Annotated in this window: 13 protein-coding genes; 10 read left to right on the forward strand and 3 right to left on the reverse strand. The window is 70.2% G+C overall.

Translation table 11 applies throughout. From position 1 onward, the window contains the following. Positions 1-79: 79 nt before the first annotated feature. From betI to B0A89_RS14675, 6 genes are all read left to right on the forward strand, one after another. On the forward strand, positions 80-649 hold the full coding sequence (betI, locus tag B0A89_RS09890; protein ID WP_085378006.1) for a transcriptional regulator BetI: 570 nt from the start codon (positions 80-82) through the stop codon (positions 647-649). Between the two features lie 70 nt (positions 650-719). Next, positions 720-3524, forward strand: coding sequence for a DNA polymerase I (gene polA, locus B0A89_RS09895; protein ID WP_085378007.1), 2805 nt, complete (start codon positions 720-722; stop codon positions 3522-3524). A 10-nt stretch (positions 3525-3534) separates the two neighbouring features. Further along, the gene (locus B0A89_RS09900) at positions 3535-4542 is read left to right on the forward strand and encodes a cation diffusion facilitator family transporter (protein WP_085378008.1); all 1008 of its coding nucleotides are present in this window, start codon (positions 3535-3537) and stop codon (positions 4540-4542) included. 128 nt (positions 4543-4670) lie between these two features. Beyond that, positions 4671-5366: a tRNA (guanine(46)-N(7))-methyltransferase TrmB gene (gene trmB / locus B0A89_RS09905; protein ID WP_085378009.1), complete on the forward strand. Its 696-nt coding sequence runs from the start codon at positions 4671-4673 to the stop codon at positions 5364-5366. A 145-nt stretch (positions 5367-5511) separates the two neighbouring features. Next, on the forward strand, positions 5512-6840 hold the full coding sequence (aroA, locus tag B0A89_RS09910; protein WP_085378010.1) for a 3-phosphoshikimate 1-carboxyvinyltransferase: 1329 nt from the start codon (positions 5512-5514) through the stop codon (positions 6838-6840). 207 nt (positions 6841-7047) lie between these two features. Further along, on the forward strand, positions 7048-7272 hold the full coding sequence (locus B0A89_RS14675; protein ID WP_157115312.1) for a hypothetical protein: 225 nt from the start codon (positions 7048-7050) through the stop codon (positions 7270-7272). Between the two features lie 195 nt (positions 7273-7467). On the opposite strand, the gene B0A89_RS09915 is transcribed toward B0A89_RS14675, so the two are convergent. Both B0A89_RS09915 and B0A89_RS09920 read right to left on the reverse strand, forming a co-directional pair. Further along, positions 7468-9360 carry a propionyl-CoA synthetase gene (locus B0A89_RS09915; protein WP_085378011.1) on the reverse strand — a complete coding sequence of 631 codons (1893 nt, stop codon included), beginning with the start codon at positions 9358-9360 and terminating at the stop codon, positions 7468-7470. A 172-nt stretch (positions 9361-9532) separates the two neighbouring features. Then, positions 9533-11830 (reverse strand): NADP-dependent malic enzyme, encoded by a 2298-nt coding sequence (locus tag B0A89_RS09920; RefSeq protein ID WP_085378012.1) that lies wholly within the window; start codon positions 11828-11830, stop codon positions 9533-9535. 205 nt (positions 11831-12035) lie between these two features. Between B0A89_RS09920 and B0A89_RS09925 the strand changes: the two genes are divergently transcribed. The 4 genes from B0A89_RS09925 (at position 12036) to B0A89_RS09940 (ending at position 15519) form a co-directional block, all read left to right on the forward strand. Beyond that, positions 12036-12428 (forward strand): cytidine deaminase, encoded by a 393-nt coding sequence (locus tag B0A89_RS09925; RefSeq protein ID WP_085378013.1) that lies wholly within the window; start codon positions 12036-12038, stop codon positions 12426-12428. Positions 12429-12485: 57 nt separating this feature from the next. Next, positions 12486-13475, forward strand: a complete 990-nt coding sequence (locus tag B0A89_RS09930; RefSeq protein WP_240558696.1) for an adenosine deaminase family protein — start codon at positions 12486-12488, stop codon at positions 13473-13475. 36 nt (positions 13476-13511) lie between these two features. Then, positions 13512-14189: a uracil phosphoribosyltransferase gene (upp, locus tag B0A89_RS09935; RefSeq protein ID WP_085378015.1), complete on the forward strand. Its 678-nt coding sequence runs from the start codon at positions 13512-13514 to the stop codon at positions 14187-14189. 73 nt (positions 14190-14262) lie between these two features. Next, complete coding sequence (locus tag B0A89_RS09940; protein ID WP_085378016.1) at positions 14263-15519, forward strand: SPOR domain-containing protein; 1257 nt, start codon at positions 14263-14265, stop codon at positions 15517-15519. Between the two features lie 19 nt (positions 15520-15538). Here the strand turns inward: B0A89_RS09940 and B0A89_RS09945 are convergent, their stop codons facing one another. After that, entirely contained in the window at positions 15539-16561 is a 1023-nt protein-coding gene (locus tag B0A89_RS09945) for a hypothetical protein (RefSeq protein ID WP_085378017.1), read from the reverse strand. Positions 16562-16925: the final 364 nt, after the last annotated feature.

Here is a 16925-nt window from a genome sequence, read left to right on the forward strand (position 1 = left end):
GCCCGGTGATGTTGATTGACGGATCAATCAAGGCAGGCTATTTGGCGTGGCGCAGAGTGATTCTGCCGAGGGGCCAGTTATGCCCAAAACCGGGGCCGAGGCCAGCCGAAAGGCGGCGCTTGTTGATGCAGCCATTGCGGCGGTGGGCCGCGCCGGCACGCAGGATGTCACCGTCGCCAAGATTGCGCGCGCCGCCGGGATGTCGCCGGCGCTGGCCCATCACTATTTCGGGTCAAAGTCGCAGATGCTGACGGCGGCCATGCGGCATATCCTGTCGGGCTATGGGGCAGGGGTCAGGGCCGCGCTGGCCGAGGCGCCGCCCGATGCCCGCGCCCGCGCCATTGTCACGGCCAGCCTGGACGGGGCGCATTTCGATGCGGCCACGATGGCGGCCTGGGTCAATTTCTATGCGCTGGCGCTGACCGATGCGGATGCCGCGCGGCTGCTGTCGATCTATCACCGGCGCCTGCGTTCCAATCTCGTGCACGCCTTGCGGCCGCTGGCCCAGGACCGCGCCCCGGCCCTGGCCGCAACGCTGGGCGCGCTGATCGACGGGGTTTACCTGCGCGCGGTCCTCGATCGGCGCGGCCCCACGCCCGAGGATGCCCATGCCATGGTGCAGGCCTGGCTGGCCGAGGCGCTGGCCTGAACGGCCGCGGATTTGCGCCCGGCTGCGCTGCGTGGCAGAACGCCCCGCGAACCGGCAAGGAATCCCCACCATGAACGACGAAGGCTTCGGCAAGGGCAGTCACCTGCATCTGATCGACGGATCGGCCTTCATCTTCCGCGCCTTCCACGCGCTGCCGCCGCTGACGCGCAAGTCGGACGGCGTGCCGATCGGCGCGGTCGCGGGGTTTTCCAACATGCTGTGGCGCTATATCGAAGAAGCGCGCGGCCATGATGCCCCGACCCATGCGGCAGTGATCTTTGACCATTCATCCAAGACGTTCCGCAACGAGATCTACAGCGATTACAAGGCCAATCGCCCCGAGCCGCCCGAAGAGCTGAAGCCGCAATTCCCCCTGACGCGCGAGGCGACGCGCGCCTTCAACGTCGCCTGCATCGAGATCAGGGATTTCGAGGCCGACGACATCATCGCCACGCTCGCCTGCCAGGCGCGCGAACTGGGCGGGCGCGTGACGATCATCAGCTCCGACAAGGATCTGATGCAGCTGGTCGGCGACGGGGTCGAGATGCTGGACCCGATCAAGAACCAGCGCATCGGCCGCGACGAGGTCTTCGCCAAGTTCGGCGTCTGGCCCGAACGGGTGGTGGACGTGCAGGCGCTGGCGGGCGATTCCATCGACAACGTGCCCGGCGCGCCCGGCATCGGCATCAAGACCGCCGCCCAGCTGATCGGCGAATATGGCGATCTGGAAACCCTGCTGGACCGCGCGCAAGAGATCAAGCAGCCCAAGCGGCGCGAGACGCTGATCAATTACGCCGACCAGATCCGGGTGTCCAAGCGGCTGGTGCAGCTTGATTGCAAGACGCCGATCGACTTTGCGATGGCCACGCTAGAGGTGCGCGACCCCGACCCCTCGGTGCTGATGGAATTCCTCAACCGGATGGAGTTCCGCAGCCTGACGAACCGCGTCGCCGAACGCTTCAAGGCCGCGCCCCCCCAGCCCGCCCCGCCGCCGCCCGAAACGGCGGCCCCCGCCGCGCCCGTGTTTCCGCCGGTCAATTGCGCCGATTACGTCACCATCCGCGACGAGGCGACGCTGGCGCAGTGGATCGCCGCGATCACGGAAAAAGGGGCGGTCGCCGTCGACACCGAAACCACCAGCCTTGACGAGATGCGCGCCGAACTGGTGGGCCTTTCCCTGTGCCCGGATGCGGGCCTGGCCGCCTATATCCCCCTTGGCCATGCCGAGGGCGCATCGGACCTGTTCGGCGGCGGCAGCCTTGCCCCTGGCCAGATCCCGATGGACCGGGCGCTGGCGATGCTCAAGCCGATGCTCGAGGATCCGGCGATCCTCAAGATCCTGCACAATGCCAAGTATGACTGGAAGATACTGGCCCGGCACGGCATCCGCATGGCCCCGGTCGATGACACCATGCTGATGAGCTATGCGCTGAACGCCGCGCTGCACAATCACGGCATGGACGAACTGGCCGACCGATACATCGGCCACCGCTGCCAGCCGATCAAGGAGCTGATCGGCTCGGGAAAGAACCAGATCACCTTTGCGCAGGTGCCCATCGACGCCGCCACCCGCTATGCCGCCGAGGATGCCGAGATCACCTGGCGCCTGTGGCAGCATTTCCGCCCGCAACTGCCCGCCGCGCAGGTCACGACCGTCTATGAAACGCTGGAACGCCCGATGATCGAGGTGCTGGCCGGCATGGAGATGGCGGGCGTGCAGATCGACGCCGACCACCTGCGCCGCATGTCGGGCGCCTTCGCGCAGAAGATGGCGGGGCTTGAGGATGAGGCCTATCGGCTGGCAGGGGGCAAGTTCAATCTCGGCTCGCCCAAGCAGCTGGGCGAGATCCTGTTCGGCCAGATGGGCCTTGCGGGGACCAAGGCGGGCAAGTCGGGTGCGCTGTCCACCAGCGCCGACGTGCTCGAGGACATGGCCGCCGAAGGGCATGAGCTGCCCGCCCGCATCTTGGACTGGCGGGCGATTTCCAAGCTGAAATCGACTTATACCGACGCGCTGCCGACCTATGTGAACCCCGACACGGGGCGGGTCCACACCAGCTATTCCATCGCTGGCGCCTCGACCGGGCGGCTGGCCTCGACCGATCCGAACCTGCAGAACATCCCCGTGCGGACCGAGGAAGGCCGCCGCATCCGCGAGGCCTTCGTCGCCCCGCCGGGCAAGCGGCTCGTCTCGCTCGACTACAGCCAGATCGAGCTGCGCATCCTCGCCCATGTCGCCGATATCCCGGCGCTGAAACAGGCCTTTGCCGAGGGCATCGACATCCACGCCATGACCGCCAGCCAGATGTTCGGCGTTCCTGTCGAGGGGATGGACCCGATGATCCGCCGCCAGGCCAAGGCGATCAATTTCGGCGTGATCTACGGCATCTCTGGCTTCGGCCTTGCCCGCAACCTGCGCATCCCCCGCGCCGAGGCGCAGGCCTTCATCGACACCTACTTCGAACGCTTCCCGGAAATCCGCGCCTATATGGACCGCACCGTGCAAGAGGCGAGGGCGCAGGGCTTTGTGCGCACCCTGTTCGGCCGGCGCATCCATACGCCCGGCATAGCCTCCTCCGGCCCGGCCGCGGGGGGCGCGCGGCGCGCGGCGATCAACGCGCCGATCCAGGGGACGGCGGCCGACATCATCCGCCGGGCGATGATCCGCATGGACGCGGCCATCGCCCATCTGCCGACCCGGATGCTGCTGCAGGTCCATGACGAGCTGGTGTTCGAGGTGGAGGAGGACGCGGTGGATGGGCTGATTGCGGCCGCCCGCGCCGTGATGGAACATGCCGCCGCGCCCGCCGTTCACCTCTCCGTGCCGCTGGTCGTGGATGCGGGTGCCGGCGCCACCTGGGCCGAGGCCCATTGAGGAGGCCCTGATGCCCCATGATCATGGCCCCGCCGCCCATGCGCATGGCCGCGGCCATGCGCATGGGCATGACCAAGGGGCAGGGCTGGGCGATCGTTCGCTGCTGTGGGCGGTCCTGGTCAACCTGGCGCTGACGGCTGCGCAGATCGTCGGCGGGCTGGCGGCAGGCTCGGTCGCGCTGGTCGCGGACGGGGTGCATAACCTGTCGGATGCGCTGGCGCTGGTGCTGGCCTATGTCGCGCGGCGCATGGCGCGGCGGCCTGCGGACGAACGCATGACCTTCGGCTGGGGCCGGGCCGAGATCATCGCCGCCTTCCTGAACTACCTGGCGCTGATCGGCATTTCCCTGTGGCTGGCGGTCGAGGCGGTGCTGCGCCTGATCGACCCGCCCCCGGTCGCGGGGCGCACCGTTGTGGCGCTGGCGGCGCTGGCGATCGTCGTCAACGGCGTCACCACGCTGCTGACCTGGCGCATGGCGCAAGGCAGCGCCAATGTCCGCGCGGCCTTCCTGCATGCCGCGACCGATGCGCTGGTGTCGGTGGCTGTGGTCATCGGCGGGCTGCTGATCCTGTGGCTGGGCTGGCGCTGGATCGACCCTGCGCTGACGCTGCTGATCTCGGCGGTGATCGTCTGGCACGTGATCCGCGACATCGGCCCTGTCTGGCGCACGATGATGCTGGGCGCGCCGCCCGGCTTTGACATACCGGGCCTGCGCGCCGCCCTGGCCGGCGCCAGCGGCGTCGCCGGCATTCACCACCTGCATCTGTGGCAGATCGACGAGCGCCGCATTTCTGCCGAAATGCATGTCGTCCTGGCAGATGGCGCAAGCCCCCGCGCCGTCCGCCTCGCGGTGCGCGCGGTGCTGGCCCGGCACGGCATCACCCATTCCACCATCGAGACGGAAACCATGGCCGAGGGCTGCGCCGACCCCCGCGGCAGCCATGACGGCGAGGATCATGGCCATGACGAGCACGATCACGACCACGACCACGCCGGGCACAGCCGTCACGCGGGCTGATCTTCTTCTGCACGCAAATATCCTCCGGGGGTCCGGGGGTGGAAAACCCCCGGTCCGGCAGGGCAGCCGGGCGCGCCCACGCCCTCCGGGCGCTTGACCTTGCCGACTGCGCGCGGCATCCGCCCGGCATGAGCGATTTCGACCCCACCCCCGCGCACCGCAACTTCTACGGCCGCCGCCATGGCAAGACCCTGCGTCAAAGCCAGAAGGGTTATCTGGCCGAGGATCTGGGCACCCTGCGCCCGCGCGGCATCACCGTTCAGGACAATCCCGGCCGCAGCCCGATCGACCCGGCCGCGATCTTTGGCGACGACCGGCCCTTGTGGCTGGAAATCGGTTTCGGCGGGGGCGAGCACATGGTGGCGATGGCCGCCCGTTATCCCCAGGCCGGCATCATCGGTTGCGAGCCGTTCATCAACGGCGTCGCCATGCTGCTGGGAAAGATCAGGGCGGCGGGTGTCACCAATGTCAGCGTCCATCCGGGCGATGCGCGCGACCTGATGGACGTGCTGCCGGACGGCGCGATCGCGCGGGCCTTCCTGAACTATCCCGATCCCTGGCCCAAGGCGCGCCACCATCGCCGCCGCTTTGTCACGCCCGAACACCTGCTACCGCTGCACCGCGTCATGGCGCCGGGGGCCGAGTTCCGCGTTGCCACCGACATCCCCGATTACATGCGCCAAACGCTCGAGGAGGTGCCGCGCGCCGGCTTTGCCCTGCTGGCCGAGGGGCCGGAGCCTTGGGACGACTGGCATTCCACCCGCTATGAACAAAAGGCGCTGCGGGCGGGCAGGGTGCCCCATTACGCGACCTTTCGCCGATAGCGCCCCTGCCCGCAGGCGCCTGAGCGGGGGCGGGGCCTTGCCGGCGCGCCCCCGTGCCCTGGGCAAGGGCGCCGGGATGCCCAAGATGGGGCGTGGCCTTGCGCCCCCGCCCGCGCTAAGCCTTGCCGCAAACAGGAGCCTGCCGATGTCCCACCCCGCCGATCCCAGCCCGCTGACCGCCCGCCGCTGCGGCCCCCTGACCGGCGAGGCGCAGGTGCCGGGCGACAAGTCTGTCAGCCACCGCGCGCTGATCCTTGGCGCGCTGGCGGTGGGCGAGACTCGGATCACGGGCCTTCTGGAAGGCCAGGATGTGCTGGACACGGCCAAGGCCATGCAGGCCTTCGGGGCCGAGGTCCGGCGCCTGGGCGCGGGGGAATGGGCCGTGCATGGCGTGGGCGTCGGCGGCTTTGCCGAACCCCAGGGGGTGATCGACTGCGGCAATTCGGGCACCGGCGTGCGGCTCATCATGGGGGCGATGGCCACGACGCCGATCACCGCCACCTTCACCGGGGATGCCAGCCTCTCGCGCCGCCCCATGGGCCGGGTGACGGACCCGCTGGCGGAATTCGGCGCGCGGATCACCAGCCGGGCGGGCGGGCTGCTGCCCGTCACCATCGAAGGGGCCGAGGATGCGGTCCCGCTGCACTATCGCACGCCTGTCGCCAGTGCCCAGGTCAAGTCCGCCGTGCTCCTGGCCGGGCTGAACGCGCCGGGCGAAACCGTGGTGATCGAGCCGCGGCCCACCCGCGATCACACCGAACGGATGCTGGCCGGGTTCGGGGCCGAGATCACGACCGCCGACACCCCCGAGGGCAGCGTCATCACCCTCAAGGGCCGTCCCGAGCTGCGGGCGCAGGCCGTCGCGGTGCCGCGCGATCCGTCCTCGGCGGCCTTTCCGGTGGTCGCGGCCCTGATCGTTCCCGGATCGCAGATCACCGTGCCGGGCGTCAGCCGCAACCCGACGCGGGACGGGCTGTATGTCACCCTGGCCGAGATGGGCGCCGATCTGGCCTGGAGCAATGCGCGCATCGAGGGCGGCGAGCCGGTTGCCGACCTGACCGTGCGCCATTCCACCTTGCGGGGCGTCAGCGTGCCGGCCGAACGCGCCGCCAGCATGATCGACGAGTTCCCGATCCTGTCGGTCGCCGCTGCCCTGGCGCAGGGCGAGACGGTGATGAACGGCATCGCCGAACTGCGCGTCAAGGAAAGCGACCGGATCGCCGCGATGGTGGCGGGGCTGCGCGCCAACGGTGTCGAGGTCAGCGATACCCCCGACAGCATGACCGTGTGCGGCGGGCCCGTGCCGGGCGGCGCGCGGGTGCAAACGCATCTCGACCACCGCATCGCGATGAGCTTTCTGGTGCTGGGTCTGGTAGCAGAGGCGCCGATCAGCGTCGATGACGCGGGGCCGATCGCGACCTCGTTTCCCGATTTCCTGCCGCTGATGCGCGGGCTGGGGGCGGCGATCAGCTAGCGCACCGGCAGGCCGCGGCCGCGCCCGCAAGGGTCAGCGACAGGGAAGGGGGGCTTCCCTTGCCTTCCAGCCGCGCGCAAGCCGATGGCTTCAAGCCGGGTGCAAGCCGAAGTCAGGCGCCACAGCGCCCGCGCCTGACCGGAACGCGCAGCCGACCGACCGCCCGATCACCTTGCCCGAACCGGCGGCGGGATGGTGCCGGCTCGGGTGAAACAGCTTGAGACGGGTGCGCTGGACCGGGTGCGCTGGACAAGTGCGCCTTGGACATCGGCGCGCCGGATGGGCACCGCGACAGTGGCGCCGGGCAGGGGCGCGGCGGCACCGGACAGGGGGCACAAGACACGGGACACGGGGGCACCGGACGCGGGGGCACGGGACGCGGGGGCACGTCAGCCTGAGGCGGCAGAGGCCATGCCACTTTCCGAGGTCTGACGGGCGCAGGCTGCAACCCGTCAGGCCCAAGGGCACATTGCTGCGCGGGGCATGGTGCGGCGCATGGTGCAATGCAGGATGCTGGTTGCAGACAGGGGACAAAGTGCAAACCGCAGGGCCCAGGGCAGGGGCGCATGCTGCGCGCTGGGCACAGCATGCGCCGTGGATCGACGGGCAGGGCGGCCTTGCCCCCCCTCAGGGTTGCGGATGGCCCACGGCCTGCAGCGCCTGGCGGATCTCGTCAAGGACGGCCGGATCCTCGATGGTGGCCGGCATCTTGAAATCCTCGCCCCCCGCGATCCTGACCATCGTCGCGCGCAGGATCTTGCCCGAGCGCGTCTTGGGCAGGCGGTCCACCACGATGGCCTCCTTGAAGGCAGCGACCGGGCCGATCCGCTCGCGCACCAGGCGCACCACGTCCTTGCGGACCTGCCCGGCCTGATCCTCCATCCCCTTCTTGAGAACCAGCAGCCCCAGCGGCGTCTGGCCCTTGAGGCTGTCGGCAACGCCGATCACCGCGCATTCAGCCACCGCCGGATGGGCGGACAGAACCTCCTCCATCGCGCCGGTGGACAGGCGGTGGCCCGCGACATTGATCACGTCATCGGTGCGCGCCATGATGTAGAGATAGCCGTCCTCGTCCAGCATCCCCGCATCGCCCGTTTCGTAATAGCCGGGGAAGGTGGTCAGATAGGCCCTGCGGAACCGCTCATCCGCATTCCACAGCGTCGGCAGCGTGCCGGGCGGCAGGGGCAGGCGGATCGCAACCGCGCCCAGCGTGCCGCGGGGCAGGGGGTGGCCGGCCTCGTCCAGCACCTGCACGTCATAGCCCGGCATCGGCACCGAGGGGCTGCCGTGCTTGACCGGCAGCGTCTCGATCCCGAAGGGGTTGGCGGCTATGGGCCAGCCGGTTTCCGTCTGCCACCAGTGGTCGATCACCGGCACCTTCAGGTGCCCTTCGACCCATTGCACCGTGTCTGGATCGGCCCGCTCGCCCGCCAGGAACACGGCCTTGAGCGATTTGAGGCTGTAATCCCTGATGTATTCGCAGTCCGGGTCCTCGCGCTTGACGGCGCGGATGGCGGTGGGGGCGGTAAAGAAGGTCTTGACCCTGTGGTTCTGGATGATGCGGCCGAAGATGCCGGGGTCGGGGGTGCCCACGGGCTTGCCCTCGAACACGATCGTCGTCGCGCCGCGCAGCAGCGGGCCATAGCAGATGTAGCTGTGCCCCACGACCCAGCCCACGTCGGATGCGGCCCAGAACACCTCGCCCGCGTCGATGCCGTAGATGTTCTTCATCGACCAGTTCAGCGCCACCAGATGGCCGCCGGTGTGGCGCACCACGCCCTTGGGCTGGCCGGTCGTGCCGGATGTGTAAAGGACGTAATGGGGGTGGTTGCCCTCGACCGGGACGCATTCGGCCGGCTCGACCCCATACTGGAAGGTGTGCCAGGCAAAGTCGCGCCCCTCGATCAGCTTGGCGACCTCCTGCTCGCGCTGGAAGATCACGCAGAAATCGGGCTTGTGGGCGGCGGCGTCGATCGCCGCGTCCAGCAGCGGCTTGTAATGCACCACGCGCCCGGGTTCGAGCCCGCAGGAGGCGGCGATGATCGCCCTGGGCGCGCAGTCGTCGATGCGCACGGCAAGCTCGGGCGCGGCAAAGCCGCCGAACACGACCGAGTGGATGGCACCCAGCCGCGAACAGGCCAGCATCGCCTCAAGCGCCTCGGGCACCATCGGCATGTAGATGATGACGCGGTCGCCCTTTTCGACGCCCCTCGCCCGCAGCGCCCCCGCCAGCGAGGCTACCCGTGCCTGCAACTCGCGATAGGTGATGCCGCGATAGGAATGGGTGATGGGGCTGTCATGGATGATCGCCAGCTGCTCGCCCCGGCCGGCCTCGACATGGCGATCGACCGCGTTCCAGCAGGCATTCACCAGCCCGTCGGAAAACCATTCGTAAAAGGGCGCCCTGTCGTCGAACAGCGCCTTGGTGGGCGCGCGAAACCAGTCGATCTCGCCTGCGGCCTGCATCCAGAAAGCCTCGGGATCGCTTTTCCACGCGGCATAGATATCCTGATAGGTCATTGGCCCCTCCCAAGGCTTTCCGATGGCGAATCGTAGGCCGCAGGGATGGGGCAATCAAGAAAATCGGTGCCGGCCCGTGCAAGGCAAGGCAGAGCGGAAGGGCCGGGCAGAACGGCAAGGGCGGGGAGGCGCCCAGCCGCGTCAGGCCGGCTTCCTGCGGCCCCCGCCTCCTTCAGCCATATTGCGCGACCGGCGTTCCCGCCAGCGCGCTGATGTTCAGCAGCCCCCGCGCGGTGATCGAGGGCGTGACGATATGGGCCTTGTTGCCCATCCCCATCAGGATCGGCCCGACCTCGAGCGCGCCCCCGCGTGTCTTGAGCACGTTCCGCACCGCCGATGCCGCGTCGGTATTGGCAAAGACCAGCACGTTCGCCGGCTCGTCCCCCAGCCGCGACGATGGCAGCAGCCGCGCCCGCACGTCGGGGTCGAGCGCCGCGTCGACATGCATCTCGCCGTCGAAGATGAAATCCACTTCGCGTTCGGTCAGAAGGTCCATCGCCTCGCGCATCTTGCGGCCCGACGGCGTGTCGAGATTGCCGAACTGCGAATGGCTGCACAGGGCGATGCGCGGGGCAAGGCCGAAACGGCGCACATGGCGCGCGCAGCCCACCACGGTTTCGTAAAGCTGTTCGGGGCTGGGGTCATGGTGGACCTGGGTATCGGCCACGAACAGCGCGCCCTCGTCCTGGATCATCATCGACAGCGCCCCGACCGGATGCAGCCCGCCCCGGCCCAGGATCTCGCGCACATAGTTCAGGTGCCAGGAATACTGCCCGAAGGTGCCGCAGATCAGGCTGTCGGCCTCGTCGCGGTGAACCATGATGCCGCCGATGGCGGTGGTGTTGGTGCGCATGATGGCGCGGGCGATGTCGGGGGTCACGCCCCGGCGCGCCATCAGCCCGTGATAGGTTTCCCAGTAATCGCGATAGCGTTCGTCGCGCTGCGGGTTGACGATCTCGAAATCGACCTCGGGCCGGATGGGCAGGCCGGCGCGTTCGGCCCGGCGGGCGATCACGTCGGGGCGGCCGATGAGGATCGGCACATCCGTCGTTTCCTCGAGTATGGCATTGGCCGCGCGCAGCACCCGCTCGTCCTCGCCCTCGGCAAAGACGATGCGGCGGCTGACGGTGGCGGCCGCCTCGAAGACCGGCCGCATGATGAGCGCCGAGCGGAACACCGACCCGTCCAGATGGGCCTTGTAGGCGTTGATATCCTCGAGCGGCCGCGTCGCGACCCCCGATTCCGTCGCGGCGCGGGCGACGGCGCTGGCCACAACGCCGATCAGGCGCGGATCGAAGGGCTTGGGGATCAGATAGTCCGGGCCGAAGGTCAGCCGCTCGCCCTGATAGGCCGCCGCCGCCTCGGCCGAGGTGGTGGCGCGGGCCAGCGCCGCGATCCCCTCGATGCAGGCGATCTGCATGGCGTCGTTGATCTCCGTCGCGCCCACGTCCAGCGCGCCGCGAAAGATGAAGGGAAAGCACAGGACGTTGTTGACCTGGTTGGGGTAATCGCTGCGGCCCGTGGCGATGATGGCATCGGGCGCGACGGTGCGCACCTCCTCGGGCAGGATCTCGGGCGTCGGGTTGGCCAGCGCGAACACGATCGGGCGCGGCGCCATGCGGGCCACCATCGCCGCCTTCAGCACGCCCGGTCCCGACAGGCCCAAAAACAGGTCGGCGCCGTCGATCACGTCATCCAGAGTGCGCAGATCGCTCGCCTGCGCATAGGCGGCCTTCTGCGGGGTCATGTCCTCGGTCCGGCCTTGATAGACAAGGCCGTGGATATCGCACAGCCAGACATTCTCGCGCCGCACGCCCAGTTTCAGCAGCATGTTGAGACAGGCGATCCCCGCCGCGCCCCCGCCGGTCGAGACGACCCGGATATCCTCGAAGCGCCGGCCGGTGACGCGCAGGGCGTTGGTCGCGGCCGCCCCCACGACGATCGCGGTGCCGTGCTGATCGTCGTGAAAGACGGGGATGTTCATGCGCTCGCGGCACAGCTTTTCCACGACGAAGCAGTCGGGCGCCTTGATGTCTTCAAGGTTGATGGCGCCGAAGGTCGGCTCGAGCGCGCAGACGATGTCGGCCAGGCGCTCGGGATCGGGTTCGTTCACCTCGATGTCGAAGCAGTCGATATTGGCGAATTTCTTGAACAGGACCGCCTTGCCTTCCATCACCGGCTTGGATGCGGCGGCGCCGATATTGCCCAGGCCCAGCACCGCGGTGCCGTTGGAGACGACCGCGACAAGATTGCCGCGGGCGGTATAGCGCGCGGCATTGACCGGATCGGCCTTGATTTCCAGGCAGGCCTCGGCAACGCCGGGCGAATAGGCAAGGCTCAGGTCGCGGCCATTGGCCAGGGGCTTGGTGGCGCGGATCTCCAGCTTACCGGGGCGCGGAAATTCGTGATAGTTCAGGGCAGGATGCCGGGTCGCGTCCTGCCGTGTCGTGTCCTGCCGCCGCTCTTCCATGCTGCTCTCCCCCTCGCTTTCTCCTGTCCTATCCGGCGTTCCGCAGTGTCACAAGCATGCGGGGCGGGGTTATCGCCTGATGAAAGCCGCCCCCGCCGCGCGCATGGCTTGCACATGGCCCGCCGCAGGGGAATGATCCCTCATGATGAAGGAGCCTGCCATGCCCCCCGCACCATCCGAACCATCCTCCGCCTCTCCGGACGCATTGTCCCTGATCGATGCCGCGCGCGCCGTGCGGCAGAACGCCCATGCGCCTTATTCGGGCTTCAAGGTCGGGGCGGCGCTGCGCGGGCGTTCGGGGCGCATCTATGCCGGCTGCAATGTCGAGAATGTCGCCTACCCCGAAGGCACCTGCGCCGAGGCAGGCGCCATCGCCGCGATGATCGCGGGGGGCGATACCGAAATCACCGAGGTCTGCGTGATCGCCGGCGACGGCGCGCCGACCCCGCCCTGCGGCGGCTGCCGGCAGAAACTGGCCGAGTTCGCCGCGCCCGAAACGCCCGTCCTGCTGGCCTCAGTGGGGGGCGCGCGGCTGCAGACGACGGTGGGCGCGCTGCTGCCCGGCCGCTTTGCCGCCGCCCATATGGGCGGGGCGTGATCGGCCCGCGCGGCCCAGGCCCGCGGCCATGACCCCGCCCCCCGGATCGAGCTGCGCCTGAGCCTCGAAGGCGCGGCCCCGCCAGCCTTCCTGCGCGATCTTGCCGCGCGCCGGCGCGCGGATGGCGCGGCCATTTTTGACAAGACGGGGCATTACCGCCGCCCCGGCGCCGGCGGCCTTCCGGCCCTGCATGATGCTGTCGCCGCGATCATGGGCGGCCCCGAGGATCATGCCCGGCTGCTGCGGATCGTGCTGGAAACCTGCGCCGAGCAGGGGGTGCTGTATGCCGAGCTGTCGGTCAGCCCCGAATTGTGCGGGGCCGGCGATCTGGCCGCATGGCGCGAACATGTCGCCGCCTGGACCGAAACCGCCGCCGCGATGAGGGCGCAGGGCATCGACAGCCGCGGCATCGTCACCGCCCTTGCCCATCACGGGCAGGCCCGCGCCCGCGCCGCCGCGCGCTGCGCCGCCGAAACCGCGGGTGCCGGAGGCGCGGGCTGGATCGCGGGCTTCGGCCTTGCCGGGGTAGGGGGCGGGGCAGGGCGCGGGATCACAAGCGGGGCGCGCGATTTCGCCTGGGCCTTTGACTGCGCCTGCGAGGCGGGGCTGGGCCTGACATGCCGCGCCGCCGAGGAAAGCGGGGCGCAAGCCGTCCGCGATGCGCTCGCGCTTGGCATCCGCCGCATCGGCCCCGGCCTTCGCGCCACAGAGGACGGCGCGCTGGTGCGCGCGCTGGCCGAGGCGGGGGTGACGCTTGAGCTGTGTCCGGGAGCGGACATCGCCCAGGGGCTTTGTCCCGGCTGGGCCGCGCATCCCATCGCGCGGCTGGCGGATGGGGGATGCCGCGTGACCGTTTCGGCCGAGGCGCCCGCCTTTCTGGGCACCGCGCCGGACGGGGAATATGACCGCCTCGCCGATGCCTTCGGCTGGGGCGAGGCGGAATTCGCGCGCATGAGCCACTGGGCGCTGGATGGCGCTTTCTGCGACCGCGCCAGCGCCGCGCGCCTGCGCGCCGGCTTGCCGCCGTTGTCGGGCCGGGCGGACTGACGCTAAACCGGCGTGACCCCGCAGCTTGAGGACCCCATGACCCCCGCCCCATCCAGCCCGCCCCAACAGACGGCCCCGTTCACGCCGCCGCACCTGACCATCGTCGATCACCCCCTGGTCCAGCACAAGCTGACCCTGATGCGCGAGCGCGACACCTCGACGGCCGTGTTCCGCCAGCTGCTGCGCGAGATCAGCGTTCTTCTGGCCTATGAGGTCACGCGCGAGCTCGAGCTGACGCGCATTACCATCCAGACCCCGATCTGCGAAATGCAGGCCCCGGTGCTCGAGGGCAAGAAGCTGGCGCTGATCTCGATCCTGCGGGCGGGGAATGGCCTGCTTGACGGGATACTGGAGCTGATCCCGGCGGCGCGGGTCGGCTTTCTGGGCCTTTACCGCGATCCCGAAACGCTTCAGCCGGTGCAGTATTACGCCAAGGTGCCCAGCGAGCTGGATGCCCGCATGGTGATCGTGGTCGATCCGATGCTGGCCACCGGCAATTCGTCGGCGGCAGCGGTGCAGCTCCTCAAGGACAAGGGGGCGCGGAATATCCGCTTTCTGTGCCTGCTGGCCGCGCCCGAGGGGGTCGCGCGCATGCGCGAGGCCCATCCCGACGTGCCGATCGTGACGGCGGCGCTGGACGAACGGCTCGACGCGCATGGCTATATCGTCCCCGGCCTCGGCGATGCGGGGGATCGGATGTTCGGCACCCGCTAGGCCGTTAACCCCGCCTTAGCCGCCGGCGCGTATCCGGGATCGCGTGGAACGAATCAGCGGCAAAAGGGGCGTCATGAGGATCACGGGATTGACGGCGATCCTGCCGGGGGTCGTCGGCGCGGCCCTGCTGGCCGCGCTGGTGCTGCCCGCCCATGCCTCGGGCGCGGCAGCGGCAGCGGCAGCGACGAAGGCAGAGGAAGCCGCCCCGCCGCCCCCCGCGCTGGTTCCCCCGGCGCCCGAACGGACGCTTGATGTGCCGGCGGAGGAGCTTGCCGCCCGCCCGCCGGCCGAGCCGCCGCCCGCCGATTTCGCGGGCGCACAATTCATTGATGCGGCCGGCTGCGTCTTTGTCCGCACGCCCGAAGGATGGCTCGCGCGTATTGCGCGGGACGGATCGGCGATCTGCGGCTATCCCCCCACCCTGTCGGCGCGCCGCTCGGCGCCCGACAGGGTGCAGCCGCTGTTCCCCGACCGGCAGGAGCCGCGCGCCCGGATGATCGAACGGGTGCTGAGCGAAACCATCATGCCCAGCCTGCAGACCGGCGAACTGGCGGATGGGGCGCATGCGGCGGGCCGGGCAGGGGGCCAGGCAATGGGCCATGGGGGGGGCGATCGCCTCATGGCGTCGGATGCGGTCGATCCGCCCCGCCCGCCCTTGCAGGGGCCTGCGCAACCGGCGGGCGATCCGCTGGGCTTTGCGGCGGTCCGGGCGCAGGCGCCTGTTCCGGCACAGCCCCCCGTTGACCGCAGCGGCCGCCTGTGCCGGCTGATCGGCGCGCAGGCGCAGCCGCGCCCCGGCATAGGGGGCAGCAGCGCGCTGGGCTTTTGCGGCGCGGCGGGGCCTGACCTGCGCCCCCGCCTGGCAAGCGCCGAGGCAGGCGGCCTGCCGGCGCGCATGGGGGCGGCGGCCCATCCCGGCGCGCCGCGCAAGTCGGCCAAGGCTGCGGCGGCTTCCGGTTCCAGACGCGGGGGGGCAGGCGCCGCCGCGGCCCAGGCCCAGGGCCGCAGCACAGGCGCGGCGCCCCGCCGTGCCGCAGCCGCCGCGGCCCCCCGCGGCGCTGCCGGCACGCAGGGCACCGCTCGCAAGGCGGGGGATGCGGCGGCGCTGATCCCGCCGGGGGCGCGCTATGTCCAGGTCGGCGCCTTCAAGGATGCGGGCGATGCCGGACGGACGGCGCAACGGCTGGCCGGGATGGGTCTGCCCGTCCTGCGCGCCCGGCAGGGCGGCAGCCATGTCCTCATGATCGGCCCGCTGCCGGGGCGCGAGGCGATCGTGCGCATGATCGACCGCCTGCGCCGCGCCGGCTATCGGAATGCCCATGCGCGCTAGCGGGCGGCTGCGCCCGCGATCAGCCCGAACAGATCTGCTGCAACTGCAGCCATTCCTCATCGCGCATCAGCGGCGCGGTCGGGGGCGCCGCGCGATAGGGATCAGCCTCGATCAGCGCCAGGACCGTCTTTCCGCTGGGGTCGATCGAGCGGGCATAGGGCTGGCTTGATACCCCGGCAGACTGCATGCGCGCCAGAAGCGCACCGTCCGGCGGCCGTTCGGCGGGGGCAAGCAGCCGCGCGGTGCCCTGTCCGGCCAGCGCCTGCGCCGGCATGGCGCCCGACACCAGCATGTGCAGGGCCGCGGTCATGCCCGCGGCCCTGACGACTTCTGCCAAAGGGTCGTGTTCGGCCGCCGCCACGTCTGCGGCAAGGATATGGCCTGCGGCGACGGCCGGCCCCGGCTCGCCCGCGATCAAGTCATCGCCGATCACCACGATGCGGCCGGGCAGGGCGCGCGCCCCGCGCGTCGTCGCCGGCAAGACCATGATGCGCCCCGGCGCGCCCAGCAGCCGCGCCGACAGCCTGTCCAGCACCGCCGCGGCCGAGGCGCGGGCGCAGGGCGCCCCGGCGGTCTGCTGCATGTCAACGAGGATGGCCATGCCGATGCTGGTGCGCTGGGCCGGCGGCGCGATCCGCGCCGCATGGGCCATGATCGCGCCCGGCAGCCAGACCGCCGCCGCCAGCGCCCCCGCAGCCACCGAGGACCACAGCAGAACCCCGCGCAGGTGCCGCGGGCGGGGACGGCTGGCCGCGATGGCGGTATGGATGCGCTCGACCGCCTCGACCATCAGGGCCTCGTCGATTTCCAGCACCTCGTCCTGGTCGGCATCGCCCGGCGCGAAGATGGCGGGCATCTGTCCGGGGTTGAGCCGCGTGACGGCCGGCAACGACCAGTGGGACAGCGGCTCTTCCGAACGGGGATCGCGCAGGATCAGCGATGCATCGCCGAAGGAGACGATGACATCGCGCAGCCGCTCGCCGGGCGCGGGGCGCCAGACGCCGGCGGCCTCAAGCCGCTGGAACTGCGTCAGAGCCGTCACGATCCGCCGCGCCTTTCCCCGTCGTTGCCGCTTCAGATTGCCGCAAAGGCAAGGCTGGCGTCCAGAGCCTCGGCCCGCTCTGCCGCGGGCCCGTGCCCGGCAGTCCCCAAGGGCCGCAGCAGCAAAGCCCCGCGCCGGGCAGTGCCGCTGGTGGAACCCTGCCGCGCCGCCCTGCCTGTATGCGCAAAGCCGAGGGCCGCCGGCGCAGGCGCGGTCAGGGCATGGAAGCGGTCAGGGGCGCGGGAATCGGCATGTCTGCGGCCGCTGTGCAGCCGCGCTCACCCTTGGATTTCAAGGCGGGCGGCCTTGGTCCTGCCGCCGCCTGACCCTCCGCATGTCCTCGCGTCTGCCGGGCGAAATCCGG

The organism is Paracoccus contaminans, assembly GCF_002105555.1.
Taxonomy (GTDB): domain Bacteria; phylum Pseudomonadota; class Alphaproteobacteria; order Rhodobacterales; family Rhodobacteraceae; genus Paracoccus; species Paracoccus contaminans.